Source organism: Ruegeria sp. YTSA168 (genome assembly GCF_059610045.1).
The window spans coordinates 245,395-263,076 of record NZ_JBXWMW010000003.1 but is presented as its reverse complement, the minus strand read 5'-3'; the positions used below and the strand labels follow the sequence as shown (position 1 = coordinate 263,076).

Sequence of the window (17,682 nt, the reverse complement as noted above, 5' to 3'; positions counted from 1 at the left end):
AAGCCGCGTTCACGACCTATTCAACGGCAGGCTAACCTTTGCTGCGCGCCATAAAGGCCAGCCGTTCGAACAGATGGACGTCCTGCTCGTTCTTTAGCAACGCCCCATGAAGCTTGGGCAGCGCATTTGCCCCGTCGCGCTTCAGATCCTCTGGTGTCAGATCCTCTGCCAATAGCAATTTCAGCCAATCCAACACCTCAGAGGTTGAAGGTTTCTTTTTTAAGCCTTGAGTCTCACGGATTTCGTAGAATTGGGTCAGGGCGGTGGTCAGCAAGGCATCCTTGATCCCGGGATGGTGAACCTCGACAATCCGACGCATCGTCGCCTCATCCGGGAAGCGGATATAGTGAAAGAAGCATCGGCGCAGGAAGGCGTCGGGCAGTTCTTTTTCGTTGTTCGAGGTGATGATGACGATCGGGCGCTGCTTTGCCCGGACCGTTTCACCGGTTTCGTAGACGTGGAACTCCATTTTATCGAGCTCTTGCAGCAGGTCGTTGGGAAACTCGATATCGGCCTTGTCAATCTCATCGATCAGCAGCACGACTTTTTCGTCGGCGTCAAAGGCCTGCCACAGCTTACCTTTGCGGATGTAGTTTGACACATCATGTACCCGTACATCGCCCAATTGGCTGTCCCGCAGTCGGCTGACGGCGTCATATTCGTACAGACCCTGCTGCGCGCGGGTGGTGGATTTCACATTCCACTCGATCATGGTCAGGCCCAAAGCACCTGCCACCTGTTTGGCCAGCTCGGTTTTGCCTGTGCCTGGCTCGCCTTTGACCAGCAAGGGGCGCTCCAGTGTCACTGCCGCGTTTACGGCGATGGTCAGGTCGTCAGTGGCGACATATTCGGCTGTGCCTTGGAAACGTGCAGTCATGGGCCCCTCATGCTCTTGCGCGCGCCTGCGCGTGGTGCGATCCGGGTTACAGAGGGTCAGAGATTTTGACAACCCGGGTCGCTGCGTCGACACAGCCGAAATCTGCCGTGCCAACACCGTCATCTACTGCGATTCGCGGTGTTTCCTGCGAACCGTTGATTGCAACCTGCCACAAAATCACCCGCAGAATTTCACCGAAAAACTCGGTTTTTATGTTCTAAGTCTCATATTTAGACCAGTCAGCCAGAGGGCAGCCTGATCCTAAGTTTGTGTAGTGACAATCTCGTGCCTGTCGGATAAACGCTGCGCAGAAGGGGGTGCCAAATGTCAGGTGATACAACCGCAACCGACGTTTCTGGCCATACCGAGGGAGCAGATATGAAGCAGGAAGTTTTTCTGCCGGATGATTACCGCCCGGCCGAAGATGAGCCTTTCATGAATGATCGCCAGCTTGAGTATTTTCGACGCAAGCTGCTGGATTGGAAGACAGAGTTACTTGCAGGCAGCCGCGACACGATCGAAGGGCTGCAGGACAATACCAGAAACATTCCCGATGTCGCTGATCGCGCAAGCGAAGAGACCGACCGCGCGCTGGAACTGCGCACGCGGGATCGTCAGCGCAAGCTGGTTGCCAAGATCGACTCGGCCCTGCGCCGCATCGACGAAGGTGAGTATGGGTATTGCGAAAAGACCGGTGATCCGATCTCGTTGAAACGTCTGGACGCGCGACCGATCGCAACCATGACGTTGGAAGCGCAAGAGCGGCACGAGCGCCGTGAAAAAGTTCACCGCGACGATTGATCGCTGAAATTCGCAAAAAATCGGAACGCCGGGGCCTGTCGCCTCGGCGTTTTTGCGTTAAGCCCAAGGGATGAAACTCGGCGGGTTGAAATTCTGTGTTGTGGGCGGTGGCATAGGTGGTCTGGCCGCCGCGCTTGCCTTGCAGCAGCGCGGGGCGCAGGTGACCGTATTCGAGCAGGCAGCCGCCCTCACCGAGATAGGCGCGGGTTTGCAGATCAGCCCAAACGGGATGTGCGTTCTGCGTGCATTGGGCGTCGTATCTGATATTCCGGCTTTGGGGCAGAGGTCTTTTGGAACCGTGTTGCGAGACTATCGCAACGGTCGCGTCATCAGTCGCTTGCCGGGCCCCAAGGCCGGGCCCACCTACTACTACCACCGTGCCGACCTTTTGGATTTGTTACATGAGGCGGCCAAAACCGCGGGGGTAGATATCCGTTTAGGAGCGCGCGTTGCCGGGCTGCGTGGCCATCCGACCGAGGTCGAACTTGTATGTGAAAGCGGCGCGCATCTGCGCGCTGATTGCGTCATCTCCTCCGATGGCGGACGCAGTACCCTCCGGCCCAGCTTGAACGGGTTCGAGACACCCGAATTCACCCACCAGATCGCCTGGCGGGCGACGATCCCATGGCAGCGGGCTGAGGCCGAGCCGCGCGCCATGCTCACCATGGGGTCAGGCCGCCATGTGGTGAGCTATCCGCTGCGTGACCAAAGCCTGATGAATATCGTGGCCATCGAGGAACGGTCGGATTGGCAAGAAGAAGGTTGGCGCAGGCAAGGTGACCCGGATGACCTGCGCGCCCGCTTTGCGGATTTCGGAGGCCCGGTGCGCGACATATTGGCCGAAGTGAAACAGGCACATCTTTGGGCGCTTTTCCTGCGACCCGTTGCGCGCACATGGCACGACGGTCGCATGGCTCTGTTAGGTGATGCGGCGCATCCAACACTGCCCTTTATGGCTCAAGGGGCCTGCCTGGCGCTTGAAGACGCATGGGTTCTGGCCCGGTGTTTTGACGATCATTCGGATATGAGCAGCGGCTTGGCTGCTTACGAGGCAGCGCGTCTTCCGCGCGCAAAGCGCGTTGTTGCCGCCGCTGCCGCAAATGCCCGCAATTTTCATCTGCAAGGCCCCAAAAGGCTCGCGACACAGCTTGCGCTTTCGGTGATCGGCCCGCATCTGTCACGTCGATATGAATGGATCTACAGTCACGACGTGACGGCCTAGCCTATCAGATATCCAAGTCTACCCAGACTGGAACATGATCTGATGGTTTTTCCTGCCCGCGCACATCGGCATCGATCTGGCAATCCCGCATCAGATCAGCGGCTTGCGGGGTCAGCAGGAAATGATCAATCCGGATGCCGTCATTTCGGTTCCAAGCACCGGCCTGGTAGTCCCAAAACGAATAATGTCCGGGGCCTTGCGTGCGAGCGCGAAAGGCTTCTGTAAACCCGAAGTTCAGGATTTTGCGAAACGCCGCGCGGCTTTCGGGGCGGAACAGCGCATCCTCGCGCCAAACTTCGGGGCGTTTGGCATCCTCGTTTTGCGGGATGATATTGTAGTCGCCCGCCATCAATGCGGGTTCCTCGCATGCCATAAGCTCTTTGGCTCGCGCATAGAGACGTTCCATCCAGGCCAACTTATAGTCGTATTTTGGCCCGGGCGCCGGATTGCCATTCGGCAGGTAGAGCCCACAAATCCGGATCGCCTGCTTGCCGACAACGGTGGCCTCGATCCAGCGCGCCTGTTCGTCCTCGTCATCGCCGGGCAAGCCGCGCGAGACATCCTCCAAGGGCAGCTTCGACAGGATTGCAACGCCGTTAAAGCTCTTCTGACCATGGGTTTCGACGTTGTAGCCGCGTTCTTCAAACATTTCGCGCGGGAAGTTTTCGTCGATCGATTTGATTTCCTGTAGCAAGACCACATCGGGTTGCGCATCATCCAGCCAGCGGGGCAGGGCCTCGGCGCGCGCTTTGATGCCATTGATGTTGAAAGTGGCGATTTTCATGCGCGATCCTCCAGAACTCATGGCAACCTATCGCGCAGAACAGCCCCAACGGCAAGACGTATGGCGGGCTTGCGAGGCTCTGCCTCGCGCTCCGGGATATTTAGAGCCAGATGAATGAAGGATCCTTTGCTTCATCTGGCCACAAATATCCCGGGGGAGTCGCGGCTTGCCGCAGCGGGGGCAGAGCCCCAACTGCTACACTACATTGAAAACGACGTGCCACACCCGCAGGAAGACGTGGCGTTTGGATTTTCGATCACAAATCGCGCGCCAATCAGTTCCTGAGTGAAATCAATGACGGCGTTTTCCAGAAACGGCAGCGAGATCAAATCCACGATCACTTTTTGCCCTTTGCCTTCCAGCACCAGATCATCCTCTTTCGGCTGGTCCAGCGCGATTTCGTATTGAAAACCGGAACATCCGCCGCCTTCCACTGCGACGCGCAAAGCCTGCCCTTGATCTGCCGCGCCGATTTCGGCGAGACGTTCAAAGGCGCGTTCAGTCACTGTTGGGGGCAGATTCATGCCAGACTCCAAAGGTTTATTTCCTTCTCATGCTGCAATATATGCAACCAAAGGACAGGCGACAAGGACAAGACCTTTGGACAGAGCGGGTTTTGCCTCGGATCCAGGCCGCGCCAAGGGGCGGCTTGTGCCAGAGGAAGAAAGCAGTTTCCGATCATGCTTTCAGCGGGATCGGGACAGGATTATTCATGCCAGCGCCTTTCGGCGGTTGAAACACAAGACGCAGGTCTTTGTTGAACACGAAGGCGATAGCTATCGCACCCGGTTGACGCATTCCATCGAAGTCGCCCAGGTGGCGCGTACGATTGCCGGTGCGCTTGGCCTCAACCCGGAGCTGACCGAGGCGGTGGCGCTGGCCCATGACCTGGGCCATACACCGTTTGGGCATACCGGCGAAGACGCTTTGCATGCGTTGATGCAGCCTTATGGCGGTTTTGACCACAACGCGCAGGCCATTCGGATCGTCACACGGCTGGAGCGGCACTATGCTGAATTTGATGGCTGTAATCTGACTTGGGAATGTCTGGAAGGCATTGCCAAACATAACGGGCCGGTTGTTGGAGAGCTGCCCTGGGCCTTGGCAGAATGCAATGCCGGTTTCGATCTGGAACTGCACACTCATGCCAGTGCCGAAGCACAGGTCGCCGCGCTGTCAGACGACATCGCCTATAACAATCATGATCTTCTGGATGGCTTACGAGCTGATCTGTTCACGGATGAGGACATTCAGCAACTGCCCATCGTGGGGGATTGCTATGCTGAGGTGGATCGCAGATATCCCGGCCTGGATTCGTATCGCCGCAGGCACGAGGCATTGCGGCGGGTGTTTGGGGTGATGGTCTCGGATGTGATCGACACCTCGCGGGACCTGATCGCCAAATCCGAGGCACAAACGGTTGAAGATATCCGCCATCTTGGCCATCCTGTAGTCCAGTTCTCGACTGCGCTCTGGGCGCAACTGAAAGAGATCCGCGCCTTTCTGTTTGCGCGCATGTACCGCGCCCCCAGCGTGATGCAGGTTCGGGCCGAGGTTAGCGCGGTCGTGGAGGATCTGTTCCCCATTTATCTCAACGATCCCAAGCAGATGCCTTTGCGCTGGCACGGGGATATCGAGGCCGCGCCGGATGAAACGGCTCTGGCCCGGATCGTTTCAGATTACATCGCCGGGATGACGGATCGGTTCGCGCTGCAAGATCACGCCCGGCTGACCGGGCGTTGATTATTCAACTTCGATGTAAGCCAGCGCCCAGACCTGTTGCCCGGCTTGTTCTTGCGCGAGATCTTCATCATCTGTCGGAGGGAACACGATCATTGTCGGGCCATAGCCGCCGATCCCCATTGGGGACCCGTCAGCATGAGTGGCCAAGATGGGTTGATGTGTGGTGATGCTGTCCCACGGAATCTCTGCCTGATAGCCGTCCATAGCCATGGGTTTTGCGGTCTTGCCGACGGCGCCTGCTAATGTCATGACATCCGCCAAAAGAGGTCCGGAAAAAGCGATCTCTCTCTGATTGCCTTCGGGGCCATAGGGGATAGTGATCTCGACCTGCTTCATGCTGTCCAGTGTCACTGCGTCGAACCCGGCAGCGCCGTCGTGCTGAACATCGAGAAAGCCGAGTAGACCGCCTTCATTCTCGCCACGAGGTGGCAGATTGGTTTCGGTCACCGCGCCACCAAGCGTCAGCAATACGTGACCTGTGGGGGCGGGCATCTCAGCCAGTGCGGGCAGCGAGGTTGTCAGCAGCAGGGCAAGGGGCAGGGCAAGGCGCATAAGGTAGTCTCCGGTTGGACTGGCCCTGCCGAGATTAGCGGGCTCTGGTTCGAAGCCAAGCGCAAACTTGAGCGGTCCATTGACCTTCACGCCTTGCGTGGTAAACCGCCGGGCAAGCAAAAGGACATCCGAAATGAACCTGTTTTCCGAGATCCGCGGCCTGGTACTGGACGCGCTGGCGCAGATGCAGTCCGAAGGCGCGCTGCCCGAGGGGCTGAGCTTTGACAACGTGGCGGTCGAACCTCCGCGCGATGCAGCGCACGGGGACATGGCCACCAATGCGGCGATGGTGTTGGCGAAACCGGCGAAGATGAAGCCACGCGATATCGCGGATGTGCTGGCCGGGAAGCTGGCGGCGGATGCGCGGATCACCAGTGCCGAAGTGGCTGGTCCTGGCTTCTTGAACCTCCGGCTGGCACCGACCGTGTGGCAGGGCGTTCTGGCGAACGTGTTGGAGCAGGGCCCTGATTATGGCCGTTCGAACATGGGGCAGGGGCAGAAGGTCAACGTGGAATATGTCTCGGCCAACCCAACTGGTCCACTGCATGTGGGTCATACGCGGGGCGCGGTGTTCGGGGATGCCTTGGCGAGCTTGCTGGCCTATTCCGGCCATGATGTGACGCGCGAATACTACATCAACGATGGTGGCGCGCAGGTAGATGTGCTGGCCCGTTCTGCCTATGAACGCTACCGCGAAGCCAATGGTATGAGCCCCGAGATTGCCGAAGGTCTCTATCCCGGCGACTACCTGATCCCGATCGGTGAGGCGCTGAAAGAGAAATACGGCGACAGCCTGATCGACAAGCCGGAAAGCGAGTGGCTGGAACAGCTGCGTGAATTCTCGACCGACGCGATGATGGACCTGATCCGCGCCGATCTGAAGGCGCTGGGCGTTGAGATGGATGTGTTCTTCTCGGAAAAATCGCTCTATGGCACGGGCCGGATCGAGGCTGCGCTGCAGTCGCTGACCGACAAAGGCCTGATCTATGAGGGCGTGTTGGAGCCACCCAAAGGCAAGAAGCCCGAGGATTGGGAACCGCGTGAGCAGACCCTATTCAAATCGACCGAGCATGGTGATGATGTCGACCGCCCGGTTAAAAAATCGGACGGTGCCTGGACCTATTTCGCCCCGGATATCGCTTATCACTATGACAAGGTCAGCCGTGGCTTTGACGCGCTGATCGACGTGTTTGGCGCGGATCATGGTGGCTATGTCAAACGGATGAAGGCAGCTGTTTCGGCGCTGTCCGACGGCAAGGTGCCGCTGGATATCAAGCTGACCCAGCTGGTGAAGCTGTGGAAAAATGGCGAGCCGTTCAAGATGTCCAAGCGGGCCGGGAACTTCGTCACTTTGCGCGATGTGGTCGATCAGGTTGGCCCGGATGTGACCCGTTTCGTGATGCTGACACGTAAGAACGACGCGCCCTTGGATTTCGATTTCGACAAGGTGCTGGAACAGAGCCGTGAGAACCCGGTGTTCTACGTGCAATACGCCCATGCCCGCGTCATGAGCGTGCTGCGCCGCGCCGCCGAGGCTGAGATTGCCGCCGATGACGCAACCCTTGTCGGCGCCGATCTGGGCAAGATCGATCATACCTCAGAGCTGGCTGTGGCCAAGAAACTGGCCGAATGGCCACGCTTGGTTGAGATCGCGGCCCGCACCAACGAACCGCACCGGGTTGCCTTCTATCTATATGAATTGGCCGGGGATTTTCACGCTCTGTGGAACAAGGGCAACGAAGAAACCCAACTGCGGTTCATCCAGGATGGCGATGTTGCCACAAGCCAGTCGAAAATCGCATTGGCCCGTGCCGTTTCGGTTGTGATTTCAGCAGGCTTGGGTATTCTTGGCGTTACTCCGGCGCAGGAGATGCGGTAACCAATACCGCCCGAACCGCCGGTCTGAGGCAGACAAGAAATGACCCGCGCGCTTTGATTTCAGGCGCAATCGGGCGGTGAGGCAACATGGCGAGTTACGATTACTCGGGGCATCACGACCCCGAGCATATGCATTACCCGAATCAATCACAGGCTCAGGATATGTATCCCGAGGATGAACCGCGTGGTGCGTTTGGGCTGGTGCGGATGGTGAATGTGCTGGGGGCGGTGGCCTCATTAGCCCTGGTCGCCGGTGTTGGTGTCTGGAGCTATAAGCTGGTGATGCGTGATGTCAGCGGCGTGCCGGTCGTGCGTGCCGCCGAAGGTCCGATGCGCATCCAACCTGAAAATCCCGGCGGTCAACCTGCAGATCATCAAGGGCTTGCAGTGAACGCCGTGGCTGCCGAAGGCACTGCTGCGGCCCCTGCGGATCGTCTGATCCTTGCGCCGCGTCCGGTCTCGTTGACTGACGAAGACCTGCCGGCAGGCGAACTGAAGCCCACTCCGGCATTGCATGTGGTGGAAGAACCGATCTCGAACCAAGAGGCTGCGGCGCTGCGGCAAAACGCGGTTGATGCTTTGGTGGCCGAACTGGCGGGCGAGGCGGCCCGTACCGATCAAGAGGCCGCGCCAGGTGTGCAGCTTGCATCCCTTGCCGCGCCTGAGGAAGAACCCGCCATCGACCCGGCTGATCTGGCAGCCGCACTGCCGGACCCGGCGATTGCGGAACTGCCCGGCGTGCGCCGGTCACTGCGTCCGCATACGCGCCCGGCGCGTCGTGCGCCTGCTGTCGATACCTCCGAGGCGTCGATCAATGCGGCAGTGAAGGCGGCTGTTGGATTGGATATCGACCCCGATACACTCAGCAAAGGAACCCGGTTGGCCCAGCTGGGCGCGTTTGAAAGCCCGGATGTGGCAAAGGCCGAATGGGTGCGCCTGAGCGGCCAATTCGGTGAGTATATGGATGGAAAACAGCGTGTTATCCAGAAAACTTCAAGCGGAGGACGCACCTTCTATCGGCTGCGCGTGCTGGGGTTCGAGGATCTGAGCGACTCTCGTCAGTTCTGTGCCGCGCTCGTTGCTCAAGGTGCTGACTGTATCCCGGTCGCCGTCCGGTGACATTTGGCGCTGCGATCACCGATGCTGAGGGGCTGCGGCTAACCGACGATGAACGGGCCCTGTTCCGTGAGATGAACCCGTTTGGGTTCATCCTGTTCGCTCGCAATGTTGACAGCGCCGATCAGGTCCGGGCCCTATGCGATGATTTCCGCGAGGCGGTTGGGCGCAATTGTCCGATCACCATCGATCAGGAAGGCGGGCGTGTGCAGCGCCTGCGCACACCTCTGGCGCGGGAATGGATGCCGCCGCTGGATCATGCCGAGCGGGCCGGAGAACAGGCCGAACGGGCCATGTATTTGCGCTATCGCCTGATTGCGCATGAGTTGTTCGAGCTCGGGATCGATAGCAACTGCGCACCCACTTTGGACTTGGCGCGGGCTGAGACCCATGCGTTTCTGCGCAACCGGTGTTACGGTGAAGACGCGGGCACCATCGCCAAGATCGGGCGTGCCGTGGCGCAGGCCCATCTGGATGGCGGTGTTCTGCCTGTGGTCAAACATATGCCAGGTCACGGACGGGCGACGCTGGACACTCATTTTGAATTGCCTCTGGTCGATCTGCCTTTGGAGGCGTTACAGGATACTGATTTCGCACCATTTCGCGCGTTGAACGATCTGCCGATGGGCATGACGGCGCATCTGGTGTTCGGGCAGATTGACCCGCTCCCGGCGACTATCTCGACCGAAATGATGACGGTGATCCGAGACGTGATTGGTTTTGACGGTCTGGTCATGACCGATGATATCTCGATGAAGGCGCTGAGCGGTTCGGCGGCCGAGCTTTCGCGTCGGGCGATCGAGGCCGGGTGCGACGTGGTTCTGCACTGCAATGCCAGCTTGGCGGAACGCGCCGAGGTGCTTAAGGCCGCCAGTCAGATGACCGATGCTGCTCAGGCCCGCGCCGAACGGGCATTGGCGATGCGCAAACCCCCGCAGGAACTTGACATCGAGGCCACCGAAGCGGAACTATCTGCCCTAATGGGCGGGCAGGTATATGAACGATAACCTTTTCAGCGAAGACCCGGTCTCGGTCGCCGATCGACTGGCCGCCGAGGCATTGATCGTTGATGTTGACGGGTTCGAAGGCCCGTTGGATGTGCTGCTGACCCTGTCGCGCACCCAGAAGGTGGACCTGCGAAAAATCTCGGTTCTGGCACTGGCGCAGCAATATTTGGCCTTTGTTGAAAAGGCCCGCGCGCTGCGGATCGAACTGGCGGCGGATTATCTGGTCATGGCCGCATGGCTGGCCTTCCTGAAATCCCGCCTGTTGCTGCCGCCAGACCCGGACGACGAAGGTCCGTCGGGCGAAGAACTGGCCGCGCATCTGGCGTTTCAGTTGGAACGCTTGCAGGCCATGCGAGATGCCGCCGCGCGTCTGATGGCGCGCGATCAGTTGGGGCGCGATTTCTTCAGGCGCGGGCAGGGCGAGGATGTCACCCGCATCCGCACGGTGACCTATTCCGCCACGCTGCTGGACCTGATGCAAGGCTATGCCCGTATCCGTACACGGGATGAGTTCCGGCCCTTTGTGATGGACCGCGATGCGGTGTTTACCATGGAGCAGGCGCTGGAACGTATGCGCCCGCTGATCGGGTTTGCAGGGGCCTGGACCGATATGGAGACCTACCTGCCGGACGGGTGGGAGGCTGATCCAGTTCGCAGACGCTCGGCCACGGCGGCAACCTTTGCGGCCTCGCTGGAACTGGTGAAAGAAGGACATATGGAGATCAAGCAAAGCGAGACCTTTGCTCCGATCCAATTGCGCAAGAGGACCGAAACACGTGACTGACGCCCCCGAAGATGACGGCACCGGCACTCTGTTCGAGGCCCCTCCGCTGGCCGAACAGGAACGCATGGTCGAAGCGGTTTTGTTCGCCAGTGCCGAGCCGGTGACGATTGCCGATCTTGAGGCCCGGATGCCCCATGGCAGTTCGGCAGCGCAAGCGGTCGAACTGCTTCAGAAACGCTATGAAGGGCGCGGCGTGCGCGTGGTCAAGGTGGGTGAGGCCTGGGCGATCCGTACGGCCCCCGACCTTGGGTTTCTGATGCAGAAAGAGACAGTTGAGACCCGCAAGCTGAGCCGCGCAGCGATCGAGACGTTGGCCATCGTGGCCTATCACCAGCCCTGCACCCGGGCCGAGATCGAGGAAATCCGGGGGGTTTCCGTGTCGCGCGGGACGATTGACCAGCTGCTGGAAATGGAGTGGATTCGACTGGGCCGTCGCCGTATGACACCAGGTCGTCCGGTGACCTTTGTGGTGACGCCAGAGTTTCTGGATCATTTCGGTCTCGAAAACGCCCGTGATCTGCCGGGGCTCAAGGAATTGCGCGCTGCCGGGCTGCTTGAAAACCGCCCACCGCCGGGTGCCATGCCGCTGGGCGAGGGGCAGGACGAGGCAGAGGACGAGGATCAGACCGAGCTGTTCGAGGAAGAGTGATCAGGCGGCCCTTTTGTTGCCGCAGATGAACGCTATCTTGAGGCAGAAGAAACGGAGTTGAGCAATGAACGCCAATCGGATCATCGACATGATCGTGCGACAGGTCATGCGCCGCCTAGTGAACAAAGGGATCGACAAGGGCATTGACTTGGCAAGTCGTCGTGGCGGGAATTCGGATCAGGCGCCCACGAATACAGGTGCGCCAAAGAGTGCCAGTACGCCGCGTCACGCGAAGAACCTAAGGCAGGCGCATCGGGTAACGCGCCAGATGCGGCGGTTCATGAAATTCTGAAGCTTAATCTATAGCCTTGAAATGCTTGGACAGTTTCAGACCCTGTCCCTGATAATTCGATGCGATGCCAGCGCCGTATAGCTGGGTGGGCATCTCGGCCATTTTCTCATAAACCAATCGCCCGACGACCTGTCCGTGCTCCAGCACAAAGGGTGCCTCGTGGCAGCGCACTTCCAACACGCCGCGCGATCCGGCACCGCCAGCCTCGGCATGGCCAAAACCGGGATCGAAGAACCCTGCATAGTGCACACGGAACTCACCAACCATGGCCAGATAGGGCGCCATTTCGGCGGCATACATCGGCGGGATATGCACCGCCTCGCGGCTGACCAGAATGTAGAAGGCGCCGGGGTCCAGAATGATGCACCCATCCTTGGTACGCACCTCTTCCCAATATTCCTGCGGGTCGTATTCACCGATGCGGTCTAGGTCGATCACACCGGTATGGGGCTTGGCACGATAGCCGACCAGATCGGTATCAGGCAGTTGCAGATCGACAGAAAAGCCCAACCCGTCCTGAATGACAGCGGGCCCATCGACCAGAGGTGAGGCGGCATGCAAATCAGTCAGTTCCGCGTCGGTCAGAACCGCCTGACCCTGGCGGAACCGGATCTGGTTCAGACGCATGCCTGGGCGGACCAGAACCGAGAAGGAGCGCGGGCAAATCTCGGCATAAAGAGGCCCTGTATAACCCGCTGGAATCCGGTCAAACTCGGTCCCACCATCGGTGATGGTACGGGTCAGCAGGTCCAGCCGCCCGGTTGAGCTTTTGGCGTTGGCCACGGCGCTGGTGTGGCCGGGCAGGGCCAGCGATTCCATCAGCGGTACGAGGTAGACGCAGCCTTTTTCCAGAACGGCCCCGTCGGTGATGTCGATGCGGTGCATCTCAAACTCGGCCAAGCGGTCGGCGACGGACCGGGTTTCGCCTGCCAGAAAGGATGCGCGGACCCGGTAAGCTACTGTTCCCAAACGTAGATCAAGGCTGGCAGGTTGCACCTGAGCAGGGATGACATCGGGGGTAGCACTGATCTCACCGCGTGCGATCATCGCTTCAATCTGCTGGTTTGGGCATACACCTGTCATTCCGATCCCCCCTGATGCCAGAGCGGGATCTGGCCAATGTGCCACAAACGTCGGTGTGATATGGTCGGGCTAGCAGGACTCGAACCTGCGACCTTCCGTCCCCCAGACGGACGCGCTACCAGGCTGCGCCATAGCCCGACGTTGGAGTGTTCATAAAGAAATTCCCGGCAGGGGCAAGAGGAAAACACTGCCTTTTTCCTATCCCGCCATCTTGGCTTCGATCCGGTCCAGCCAGCTGCGCAAATCCCGCGCGATCGGGGCGATTTTGTTCAGAAGATCGGGGTCGAACTCTGTGCGATTCCAGACCAAAGACGCCAGACCGCCTGTCAGCGGCGCCGTGTCGAGCACCGGGTCTTGCGTCTTGGGTTCGGCGGCCACCGGTTCGGTTTGAGCCTCTGCCTGAGGGGCCGCGACAGGCGTGCCGAGGTCCATATCAATCTGTTCAGAGGTGGGCGCAGGCGCGGGCGAGAAGGGGACAACCGTCTCTTCCGCAGCCTGTGGCATGGCCGCGGAGGCCTCGTCCAGCCCATGGGACAATCCAATGACATGGGCAACGCCGCGTTCGCGTAAAATCCGCTGAACACCTTTGATCGTCACCCCATCTTCATGCAGCAGTTTCTTGATGCCGCCCAGCAGCAGCATGTCGTTCGGGCGGTAATATCGCCGCCCTCCGGCGCGTTTAACGGGTTTGACCTGAGTGAACCGGCTTTCCCAGAATCGCAGAACATGGGCCTGAACTCCGAGCCAATCCGCAACTTCAGAGATCGTGCGAAATGCGTCGGGGGATTTGCTCATGTCCGCAGAGCTCCGGCGTTACTTGCGATTCCCGGCAGCGACGCGATCTTTCATCAGATGCGACGGGCGGAAGGTCAGAACGCGGCGGGGTTGAATCGGAACCTCTTCGCCGGTTTTGGGGTTACGGCCGATACGGGCGGTTTTGTCCCGAACGCTGAAGGTGCCAAAAGACGAAATCTTGACCTGTTCGCCACGCACAAGCGCGTCGGACATGTGGTTCAGCACGCTTTCGACCAGCTGTGCGCTTTCATTGCGTGACAGGCCAACCTCACGAAAGACGGCCTCGCTCAGATCCATTCGGGTCAGTGTTTTGTCGCCCATGTTTTTTCCCCTGTTGCTACCAAACCATAGGGTCAGGGCAAATTCACTGTCAATATCAATGAATTGCGCGCGGCTGTGTAAGCTGGAATGCGCTTGTTACCAGCGCAAAAGAACCGATCCCCAGGCCAAACCGCCACCAATTGCCTCGGTCACTAGCAGATCGCCCGGTTTGAACTGCCCGCGCTGCTTGGCCACGGACATGGCTAAGGGAATCGAGGCCGCCGATGTGTTGCCGTGATCCTGTAGGGTGACAACAACGTGATCCATTGGCACGCCCAGTTTCTTGGCAGTGCCCTGAATGATGCGGATATTGGCCTGATGCGGGACGATCCAGTCCACATCTTCGTGTTTCAGCCCAACTTTTTTCAGGCAGGTTTCGGCGGTGGAGGTTAAACGCTCGACCGCCTGCCGGAACAATTGGTTGCCCTTCATCCGCAGATAACCGGTGGTCTGGGTCGACACCCCGCCATCTACATAGAGCAGATCCTTGTAACGCCCGTCCGAATTCAGATCGGTGGCCAGAATCCCGCGATCGTCGGAGGTACCATCGCCCTCCTGCCGCTCCAGTATCAGCGCGCCTGCGCCATCGCCGAACAGCACGCAGGTCGACCGGTCTGACCAGTCCATGATTCGAGAGAAGGTTTCGGCTCCGATCACCAGAACGCGTTCGGCCTGGTCTGACAGGATCAGAGCGTTCGCGTTTGTCATCGCGTAGACGAAACCGGCGCAGACGGCCTGCACGTCAAAGGCAAATCCCTTGGTCATACCAAGGCGCGACTGCACCATCGTTGCAGCAGACGGAAAGGTCAGATCAGCGGTTGAGGTTGCAAGCACGATGGCATCGATATCATCTACTGTCAGCCCCGCGTCGGCCAGCGCGGCCTCGGCGGCTTTGGTGGCCATATCCGAGGTCGTTTCGTCTTCGGCTGCAAAGTGGCGGCGTTCGATACCGGAGCGCGTTCGGATCCATTCGTCCGATGTATCCAGAGTTCGTTCGAACTCGGAATTCGGGACGATACGTTCGGGCAAATAATGCCCTACACCTACAACGACTGAACGGCCTGCCATGCTTGGGTACTGCCTTTTTGTTATTTTTCCGCCTGCGGCGCGGTGTGCGCGGCATCTTGTGCAAGCTGGGCTGTTGATGCAACCCGTGCTGCCAATTTTTCGGCAAATCCGGATTCGGCCAGCGTGAAGGCCAGTTTGATGGCCGCAGAAACACCGGTTGCGTCCGCACCGCCATGCGATTTCACGACGGTGCCATTGAGGCCCAGGAACACCCCGCCGTTGACGCGGCGCGGATCGATGCGTTTTTTCAGACGCTGCAGCGAGGTTATGGCCAGGATTGATGCCAGCCGTGAGAGCGGCGAGTATTTGAATGCCTGACGCAACAGATCGCCAATCAGGCTCGCGGTGCCTTCGCCGGTTTTGATGGCGACATTGCCGGTAAACCCGTCTGTCACAATCACATCTGCCTTGTCACCGGGAATATCGCTGCCTTCGACAAACCCTACGAATTCAAAACTCGCCTGTTCGGCAAAACCATCGATCAGAGCATGAGCTTCTTTCAGCTCGGCCCGGCCTTTATGTTCCTCGGTGCCCACGTTCAGCAGGCCGATCCGGGGACGGTTCAGCGCCATCCCGTTGCGGGCGTAAGAGGCCCCCATCAGCGCGTATTGCAGCAGGTCCTTGGCCTCGGCCCGGACATCGGCGCCCACATCCAGCATCACGTTGAAGCCCTGAGGATTGCGTGAAGGCCAAAGAATCGCAATCGCCGGGCGGTTCACGCCCGGTAATTTGCGCAGGCGCATCATCGACAGTGCCATCAATGCGCCGGTATTGCCGCAGGACACCGCCCCATGCGCCTCGCCTTGTCGCACGGCTTCCAGCGTCGACCACATCGAAGTTTGCTTGCCATTGCGGACAACCTGGCTGGGCTTGTCCTCCATCGTGACCACATCCGGGCAATCACGAAAATCGACGCGCCCATCCAGGACGCGCCGTTTCGCTACGAGCTTGCGCAGCGTGTCTTTGGGACCATGCAGCAGAAACCCGATGTTGGGGTTTTTCTTTGCCGATCGCGCAAGGCCTGCAACAACAACTGCGGGACCCGCGTCCCCACCCATAGCGTCAACCGAGATGGTGATCCGTTCGGCGTGCGTGGGCTGTTCAGTCATTCCTGGGCCAGCGTTCAATCAGGCTTAGGCCGCGTCTTCGTCCAGGTCGATTTCGTCGGCCTGTGCGATCACCTCACGGTCATCATAGTGGCCACATGCGCCACAGACGTGGTGCGGGCGGCGTAGTTCACCGCAGTTCGGGCATTCGTTCGGGTTCGCAGCAACCAGAGCGTCGTGTGCGCGGCGGTTGTTGCGACGCGACTTGGAAACTTTGTTCTGTTGGACGGCCATGGTCTCAACCTTTGTCTGACTGTGGGCCAGCAGATTCGCTGCCGACCGGGTTTCATATTTCGTTTTATCGTGGTTTGACGCGCATTTAGGGAACCAGCCCGGCAATGTCCAACCCAAAATCCGTTGAGCGCGCGAAAATACTGCGATTCTCGTCATGATCAAGCGATTTTTCTGACCGCCTGCTATGACAGGAAATCAAGGCTCTGTCACTCGTCTTTTTTCAGCGCATCCCGCAATCCGGCCAACCCCGCAAAGGGTTTGGCATCTTCATCGGTCATCGCCTGTTTACCTGGCTCAGTGTAGTCGGCCTGATCCAGTTCAGCTCCGTCCTTGCGGGGATACTGGGGCAGGGACAGCGACAGCGCCTCGATCATCACGATCTCGGGGTCGATCTCGGCCCCAAGCGGCTCGGTTTCGTCGCCTTCCGGGATTTCGAATTCCGGTTCATCCGGATCGGACCAGTCGGCCACATACAGGCGTGAGACGGGCACATCGATCCGGGTTGTGACCGGTTCCAGCGTCACGACGCAGGGCTGAATCACCGTTGCACCCAATGTGCCGGTCAGGTTCCAGTCGCGCTTGCCATCGGCGCGCACTTGCCCCGCAAAGCTAAGTTTGCGCAGACCAAGCAGGCCCAGATCCTGTTTGATGGCCTCCAGCGCGTCCTTTTCCGGGCGTAGCTCAAACGCGGTTGCGGCGTTCTGTGGCAGGTCGGCCACCCGCAGGGATGTAACGTTGCTCATGTCCTGAGCCTTTCTATGTGTTGAACCGTGGCTGCGGTTTCTGTAATCGGATAGAAGCCGCAAGAGGCCAAGGCAAGAGGGTGAGCAAGTTGATGGTTGGAAACAGGTCGAAATCGGCAATGCGAACAGTTGCGTTCCTTGCCTGCCTCAGTGCGATTACCGCCTGTACGCCGATCTTCAGGAATCACGGCTATGTGCCGCCTGCGGACGAACTGGCCGAGATCAAGGTCGGCACCGACACACGCGACAGCGTGACAGAAACCATCGGCGCCCCCGGCATTTCCGGTGTCGTGAATGATTCTGGCTTTTACTATGTGCGTTCACGCGTGCGCCACTACGGCCCCAAACGGCCCGAGGTCGTCTCACGCGAGTTGGTCGCGATCAGCTTTGATCAGCGCGGGGTGGTTCGGAATATCGAAAGATTCGGGCTTGAAGACGGGCTTGTGATTCCGCTGGAACGCCGTGTGACCGAATCCAGCGTCAGCAACACGGGCTTCCTGCGTCAGTTGCTGGGCAATATCGGCAACTTCAACCCGGCGAACATTCCGGGTGCATCCGAATAATATAGCTGACCGTCTTGTCTGCTTCACATGACGGTCACATCTTCTGTGGTAACGGGAGCCTAGT

21 protein-coding genes and 1 tRNA gene are annotated in these 17,682 nt (G+C 59.2%); 10 read left to right on the top strand and 12 right to left on the bottom strand.

The annotated features are described in order from the left end of the window. Window positions 1–31 precede the first annotated feature (31 nt). Window positions 32–877 (bottom strand): AAA family ATPase, encoded by an 846-nt coding sequence (locus AC2FFE_RS07960; RefSeq protein WP_496817486.1) that lies wholly within the window; start codon window positions 875–877, stop codon window positions 32–34. Between the two features lie 378 nt (window positions 878–1,255). Here AC2FFE_RS07960 and dksA point away from each other — a divergent pair, with 378 nt between their 5' ends. Together dksA and AC2FFE_RS07950 are read left to right on the top strand one after the other, a co-directional pair. Further along, window positions 1,256–1,678, top strand: a complete 423-nt coding sequence (dksA, locus tag AC2FFE_RS07955; RefSeq protein WP_170450050.1) for an RNA polymerase-binding protein DksA — start codon at window positions 1,256–1,258, stop codon at window positions 1,676–1,678. A 70-nt stretch (window positions 1,679–1,748) separates the two neighbouring features. Then, window positions 1,749–2,900, top strand: coding sequence for an FAD-dependent monooxygenase (locus tag AC2FFE_RS07950; RefSeq protein ID WP_496846357.1), 1,152 nt, complete (start codon window positions 1,749–1,751; stop codon window positions 2,898–2,900). 4 nt (window positions 2,901–2,904) lie between these two features. On the opposite strand, the gene xth is transcribed toward AC2FFE_RS07950, so the two are convergent. Together xth and AC2FFE_RS07940 are read right to left on the bottom strand one after the other, a co-directional pair. Further along, window positions 2,905–3,684 (bottom strand): exodeoxyribonuclease III, encoded by a 780-nt coding sequence (gene xth, locus AC2FFE_RS07945; protein WP_496846356.1) that lies wholly within the window; start codon window positions 3,682–3,684, stop codon window positions 2,905–2,907. 200 nt (window positions 3,685–3,884) lie between these two features. Then, window positions 3,885–4,208: a HesB/IscA family protein gene (locus AC2FFE_RS07940; RefSeq protein ID WP_496817489.1), complete on the bottom strand. Its 324-nt coding sequence runs from the start codon at window positions 4,206–4,208 to the stop codon at window positions 3,885–3,887. Between the two features lie 76 nt (window positions 4,209–4,284). On the opposite strand from AC2FFE_RS07940, the gene AC2FFE_RS07935 reads away from it, so the two are divergent. After that, on the top strand, window positions 4,285–5,427 hold the full coding sequence (locus AC2FFE_RS07935; RefSeq protein WP_496846355.1) for a deoxyguanosinetriphosphate triphosphohydrolase: 1,143 nt from the start codon (window positions 4,285–4,287) through the stop codon (window positions 5,425–5,427). Here the strand turns inward: AC2FFE_RS07935 and AC2FFE_RS07930 are convergent, their stop codons facing one another. Then, window positions 5,428–5,979 (bottom strand): putative pterin-binding protein, encoded by a 552-nt coding sequence (locus AC2FFE_RS07930; RefSeq protein ID WP_496817491.1) that lies wholly within the window; start codon window positions 5,977–5,979, stop codon window positions 5,428–5,430. 133 nt (window positions 5,980–6,112) lie between these two features. Here AC2FFE_RS07930 and argS point away from each other — a divergent pair, with 133 nt between their 5' ends. The 6 genes from argS to AC2FFE_RS07900 all read left to right on the top strand — a co-directional run bounded on the left by argS (window position 6,113) and on the right by AC2FFE_RS07900 (window position 11,705). Continuing rightward, the gene (gene argS / locus AC2FFE_RS07925; RefSeq protein ID WP_496817492.1) at window positions 6,113–7,858 is read left to right on the top strand and encodes an arginine--tRNA ligase; all 1,746 of its coding nucleotides are present in this window, start codon (window positions 6,113–6,115) and stop codon (window positions 7,856–7,858) included. Between the two features lie 86 nt (window positions 7,859–7,944). Continuing rightward, window positions 7,945–8,976: an SPOR domain-containing protein gene (locus AC2FFE_RS07920; RefSeq protein WP_496817493.1), complete on the top strand. Its 1,032-nt coding sequence runs from the start codon at window positions 7,945–7,947 to the stop codon at window positions 8,974–8,976. After that, entirely contained in the window at window positions 8,973–9,980 is a 1,008-nt protein-coding gene (gene nagZ, locus AC2FFE_RS07915) for a beta-N-acetylhexosaminidase (protein ID WP_496846354.1), read from the top strand. Before AC2FFE_RS07920 ends, nagZ begins: the two co-directional genes overlap by 4 nt. Then, window positions 9,970–10,764 carry a segregation and condensation protein A gene (locus tag AC2FFE_RS07910; RefSeq protein WP_496817495.1) on the top strand — a complete coding sequence of 265 codons (795 nt, stop codon included), beginning with the start codon at window positions 9,970–9,972 and terminating at the stop codon, window positions 10,762–10,764. Before nagZ ends, AC2FFE_RS07910 begins: the two co-directional genes overlap by 11 nt. After that, window positions 10,757–11,413: an SMC-Scp complex subunit ScpB gene (scpB, locus tag AC2FFE_RS07905; RefSeq protein ID WP_496817496.1), complete on the top strand. Its 657-nt coding sequence runs from the start codon at window positions 10,757–10,759 to the stop codon at window positions 11,411–11,413. Before AC2FFE_RS07910 ends, scpB begins: the two co-directional genes overlap by 8 nt. 64 nt (window positions 11,414–11,477) lie before the next feature. Continuing rightward, window positions 11,478–11,705, top strand: coding sequence for a hypothetical protein (locus AC2FFE_RS07900; protein ID WP_496817497.1), 228 nt, complete (start codon window positions 11,478–11,480; stop codon window positions 11,703–11,705). 3 nt (window positions 11,706–11,708) lie between these two features. On the opposite strand, the gene AC2FFE_RS07895 is transcribed toward AC2FFE_RS07900, so the two are convergent. The 8 genes from AC2FFE_RS07895 to AC2FFE_RS07860 all read right to left on the bottom strand — a co-directional run bounded on the left by AC2FFE_RS07895 (window position 11,709) and on the right by AC2FFE_RS07860 (window position 17,055). Beyond that, window positions 11,709–12,788, bottom strand: coding sequence for a 2'-deoxycytidine 5'-triphosphate deaminase (locus AC2FFE_RS07895; RefSeq protein WP_496817498.1), 1,080 nt, complete (start codon window positions 12,786–12,788; stop codon window positions 11,709–11,711). A 61-nt stretch (window positions 12,789–12,849) separates the two neighbouring features. Further along, window positions 12,850–12,926, bottom strand: a tRNA-Pro gene (locus tag AC2FFE_RS07890). 60 nt (window positions 12,927–12,986) lie between these two features. Next, window positions 12,987–13,583: a MerR family transcriptional regulator gene (locus AC2FFE_RS07885; protein WP_496846353.1), complete on the bottom strand. Its 597-nt coding sequence runs from the start codon at window positions 13,581–13,583 to the stop codon at window positions 12,987–12,989. An 18-nt stretch (window positions 13,584–13,601) separates the two neighbouring features. Then, a complete protein-coding gene (gene ihfA, locus AC2FFE_RS07880) occupies window positions 13,602–13,904 on the bottom strand; it encodes an integration host factor subunit alpha (protein ID WP_008755922.1) in 303 nt (100 codons plus the stop codon). Between the two features lie 96 nt (window positions 13,905–14,000). After that, window positions 14,001–14,972, bottom strand: a complete 972-nt coding sequence (locus tag AC2FFE_RS07875) for a beta-ketoacyl-ACP synthase III (protein ID WP_496817500.1) — start codon at window positions 14,970–14,972, stop codon at window positions 14,001–14,003. A 20-nt stretch (window positions 14,973–14,992) separates the two neighbouring features. After that, window positions 14,993–16,081, bottom strand: a complete 1,089-nt coding sequence (gene plsX, locus AC2FFE_RS07870) for a phosphate acyltransferase PlsX (RefSeq protein ID WP_496817501.1) — start codon at window positions 16,079–16,081, stop codon at window positions 14,993–14,995. Between the two features lie 24 nt (window positions 16,082–16,105). Beyond that, window positions 16,106–16,312, bottom strand: coding sequence for a 50S ribosomal protein L32 (gene rpmF, locus AC2FFE_RS07865; RefSeq protein WP_480542586.1), 207 nt, complete (start codon window positions 16,310–16,312; stop codon window positions 16,106–16,108). A gap of 206 nt (window positions 16,313–16,518) precedes the next feature. Then, complete coding sequence (locus tag AC2FFE_RS07860) at window positions 16,519–17,055, bottom strand: YceD family protein (RefSeq protein WP_496817502.1); 537 nt, start codon at window positions 17,053–17,055, stop codon at window positions 16,519–16,521. Between the two features lie 119 nt (window positions 17,056–17,174). On the opposite strand from AC2FFE_RS07860, the gene AC2FFE_RS07855 reads away from it, so the two are divergent. Beyond that, on the top strand, window positions 17,175–17,618 hold the full coding sequence (locus tag AC2FFE_RS07855) for an outer membrane protein assembly factor BamE (RefSeq protein WP_496817503.1): 444 nt from the start codon (window positions 17,175–17,177) through the stop codon (window positions 17,616–17,618). Window positions 17,619–17,682: the final 64 nt, after the last annotated feature.

Excerpts from the sequence above, each read along its gene's own strand:
- AC2FFE_RS07930 (WP_496817491.1), bottom strand. The coding sequence starts at position 5,979 with ATGCGCCTTGCCCTGCCCCTTGCCCTGCTGCTGACAACCTCGCTGCCC.
- dksA (WP_170450050.1), top strand. The coding sequence starts at position 1,256 with ATGAAGCAGGAAGTTTTTCTGCCGGATGATTACCGCCCGGCCGAAGAT.
- AC2FFE_RS07875 (WP_496817500.1), bottom strand. The coding sequence starts at position 14,972 with ATGGCAGGCCGTTCAGTCGTTGTAGGTGTAGGGCATTATTTGCCCGAA.
- AC2FFE_RS07940 (WP_496817489.1), bottom strand. The coding sequence starts at position 4,208 with ATGAATCTGCCCCCAACAGTGACTGAACGCGCCTTTGAACGTCTCGCC.
- argS (WP_496817492.1), top strand. The coding sequence starts at position 6,113 with ATGAACCTGTTTTCCGAGATCCGCGGCCTGGTACTGGACGCGCTGGCG.
- AC2FFE_RS07900 (WP_496817497.1), top strand. The coding sequence starts at position 11,478 with ATGAACGCCAATCGGATCATCGACATGATCGTGCGACAGGTCATGCGC.
- xth (WP_496846356.1), bottom strand. The coding sequence starts at position 3,684 with ATGAAAATCGCCACTTTCAACATCAATGGCATCAAAGCGCGCGCCGAG.
- ihfA (WP_008755922.1), bottom strand. The coding sequence starts at position 13,904 with ATGGGCGACAAAACACTGACCCGAATGGATCTGAGCGAGGCCGTCTTT.
- AC2FFE_RS07885 (WP_496846353.1), bottom strand. The coding sequence starts at position 13,583 with ATGAGCAAATCCCCCGACGCATTTCGCACGATCTCTGAAGTTGCGGAT.
- AC2FFE_RS07950 (WP_496846357.1), top strand. The coding sequence starts at position 1,749 with ATGAAACTCGGCGGGTTGAAATTCTGTGTTGTGGGCGGTGGCATAGGT.
- AC2FFE_RS07910 (WP_496817495.1), top strand. The coding sequence starts at position 9,970 with ATGAACGATAACCTTTTCAGCGAAGACCCGGTCTCGGTCGCCGATCGA.
- AC2FFE_RS07960 (WP_496817486.1), bottom strand. The coding sequence starts at position 877 with ATGACTGCACGTTTCCAAGGCACAGCCGAATATGTCGCCACTGACGAC.
- AC2FFE_RS07860 (WP_496817502.1), bottom strand. The coding sequence starts at position 17,055 with ATGAGCAACGTTACATCCCTGCGGGTGGCCGACCTGCCACAGAACGCC.
- AC2FFE_RS07920 (WP_496817493.1), top strand. The coding sequence starts at position 7,945 with ATGGCGAGTTACGATTACTCGGGGCATCACGACCCCGAGCATATGCAT.
- rpmF (WP_480542586.1), bottom strand. The coding sequence starts at position 16,312 with ATGGCCGTCCAACAGAACAAAGTTTCCAAGTCGCGTCGCAACAACCGC.
- plsX (WP_496817501.1), bottom strand. The coding sequence starts at position 16,081 with ATGACTGAACAGCCCACGCACGCCGAACGGATCACCATCTCGGTTGAC.
- AC2FFE_RS07855 (WP_496817503.1), top strand. The coding sequence starts at position 17,175 with ATGCGAACAGTTGCGTTCCTTGCCTGCCTCAGTGCGATTACCGCCTGT.
- AC2FFE_RS07895 (WP_496817498.1), bottom strand. The coding sequence starts at position 12,788 with ATGACAGGTGTATGCCCAAACCAGCAGATTGAAGCGATGATCGCACGC.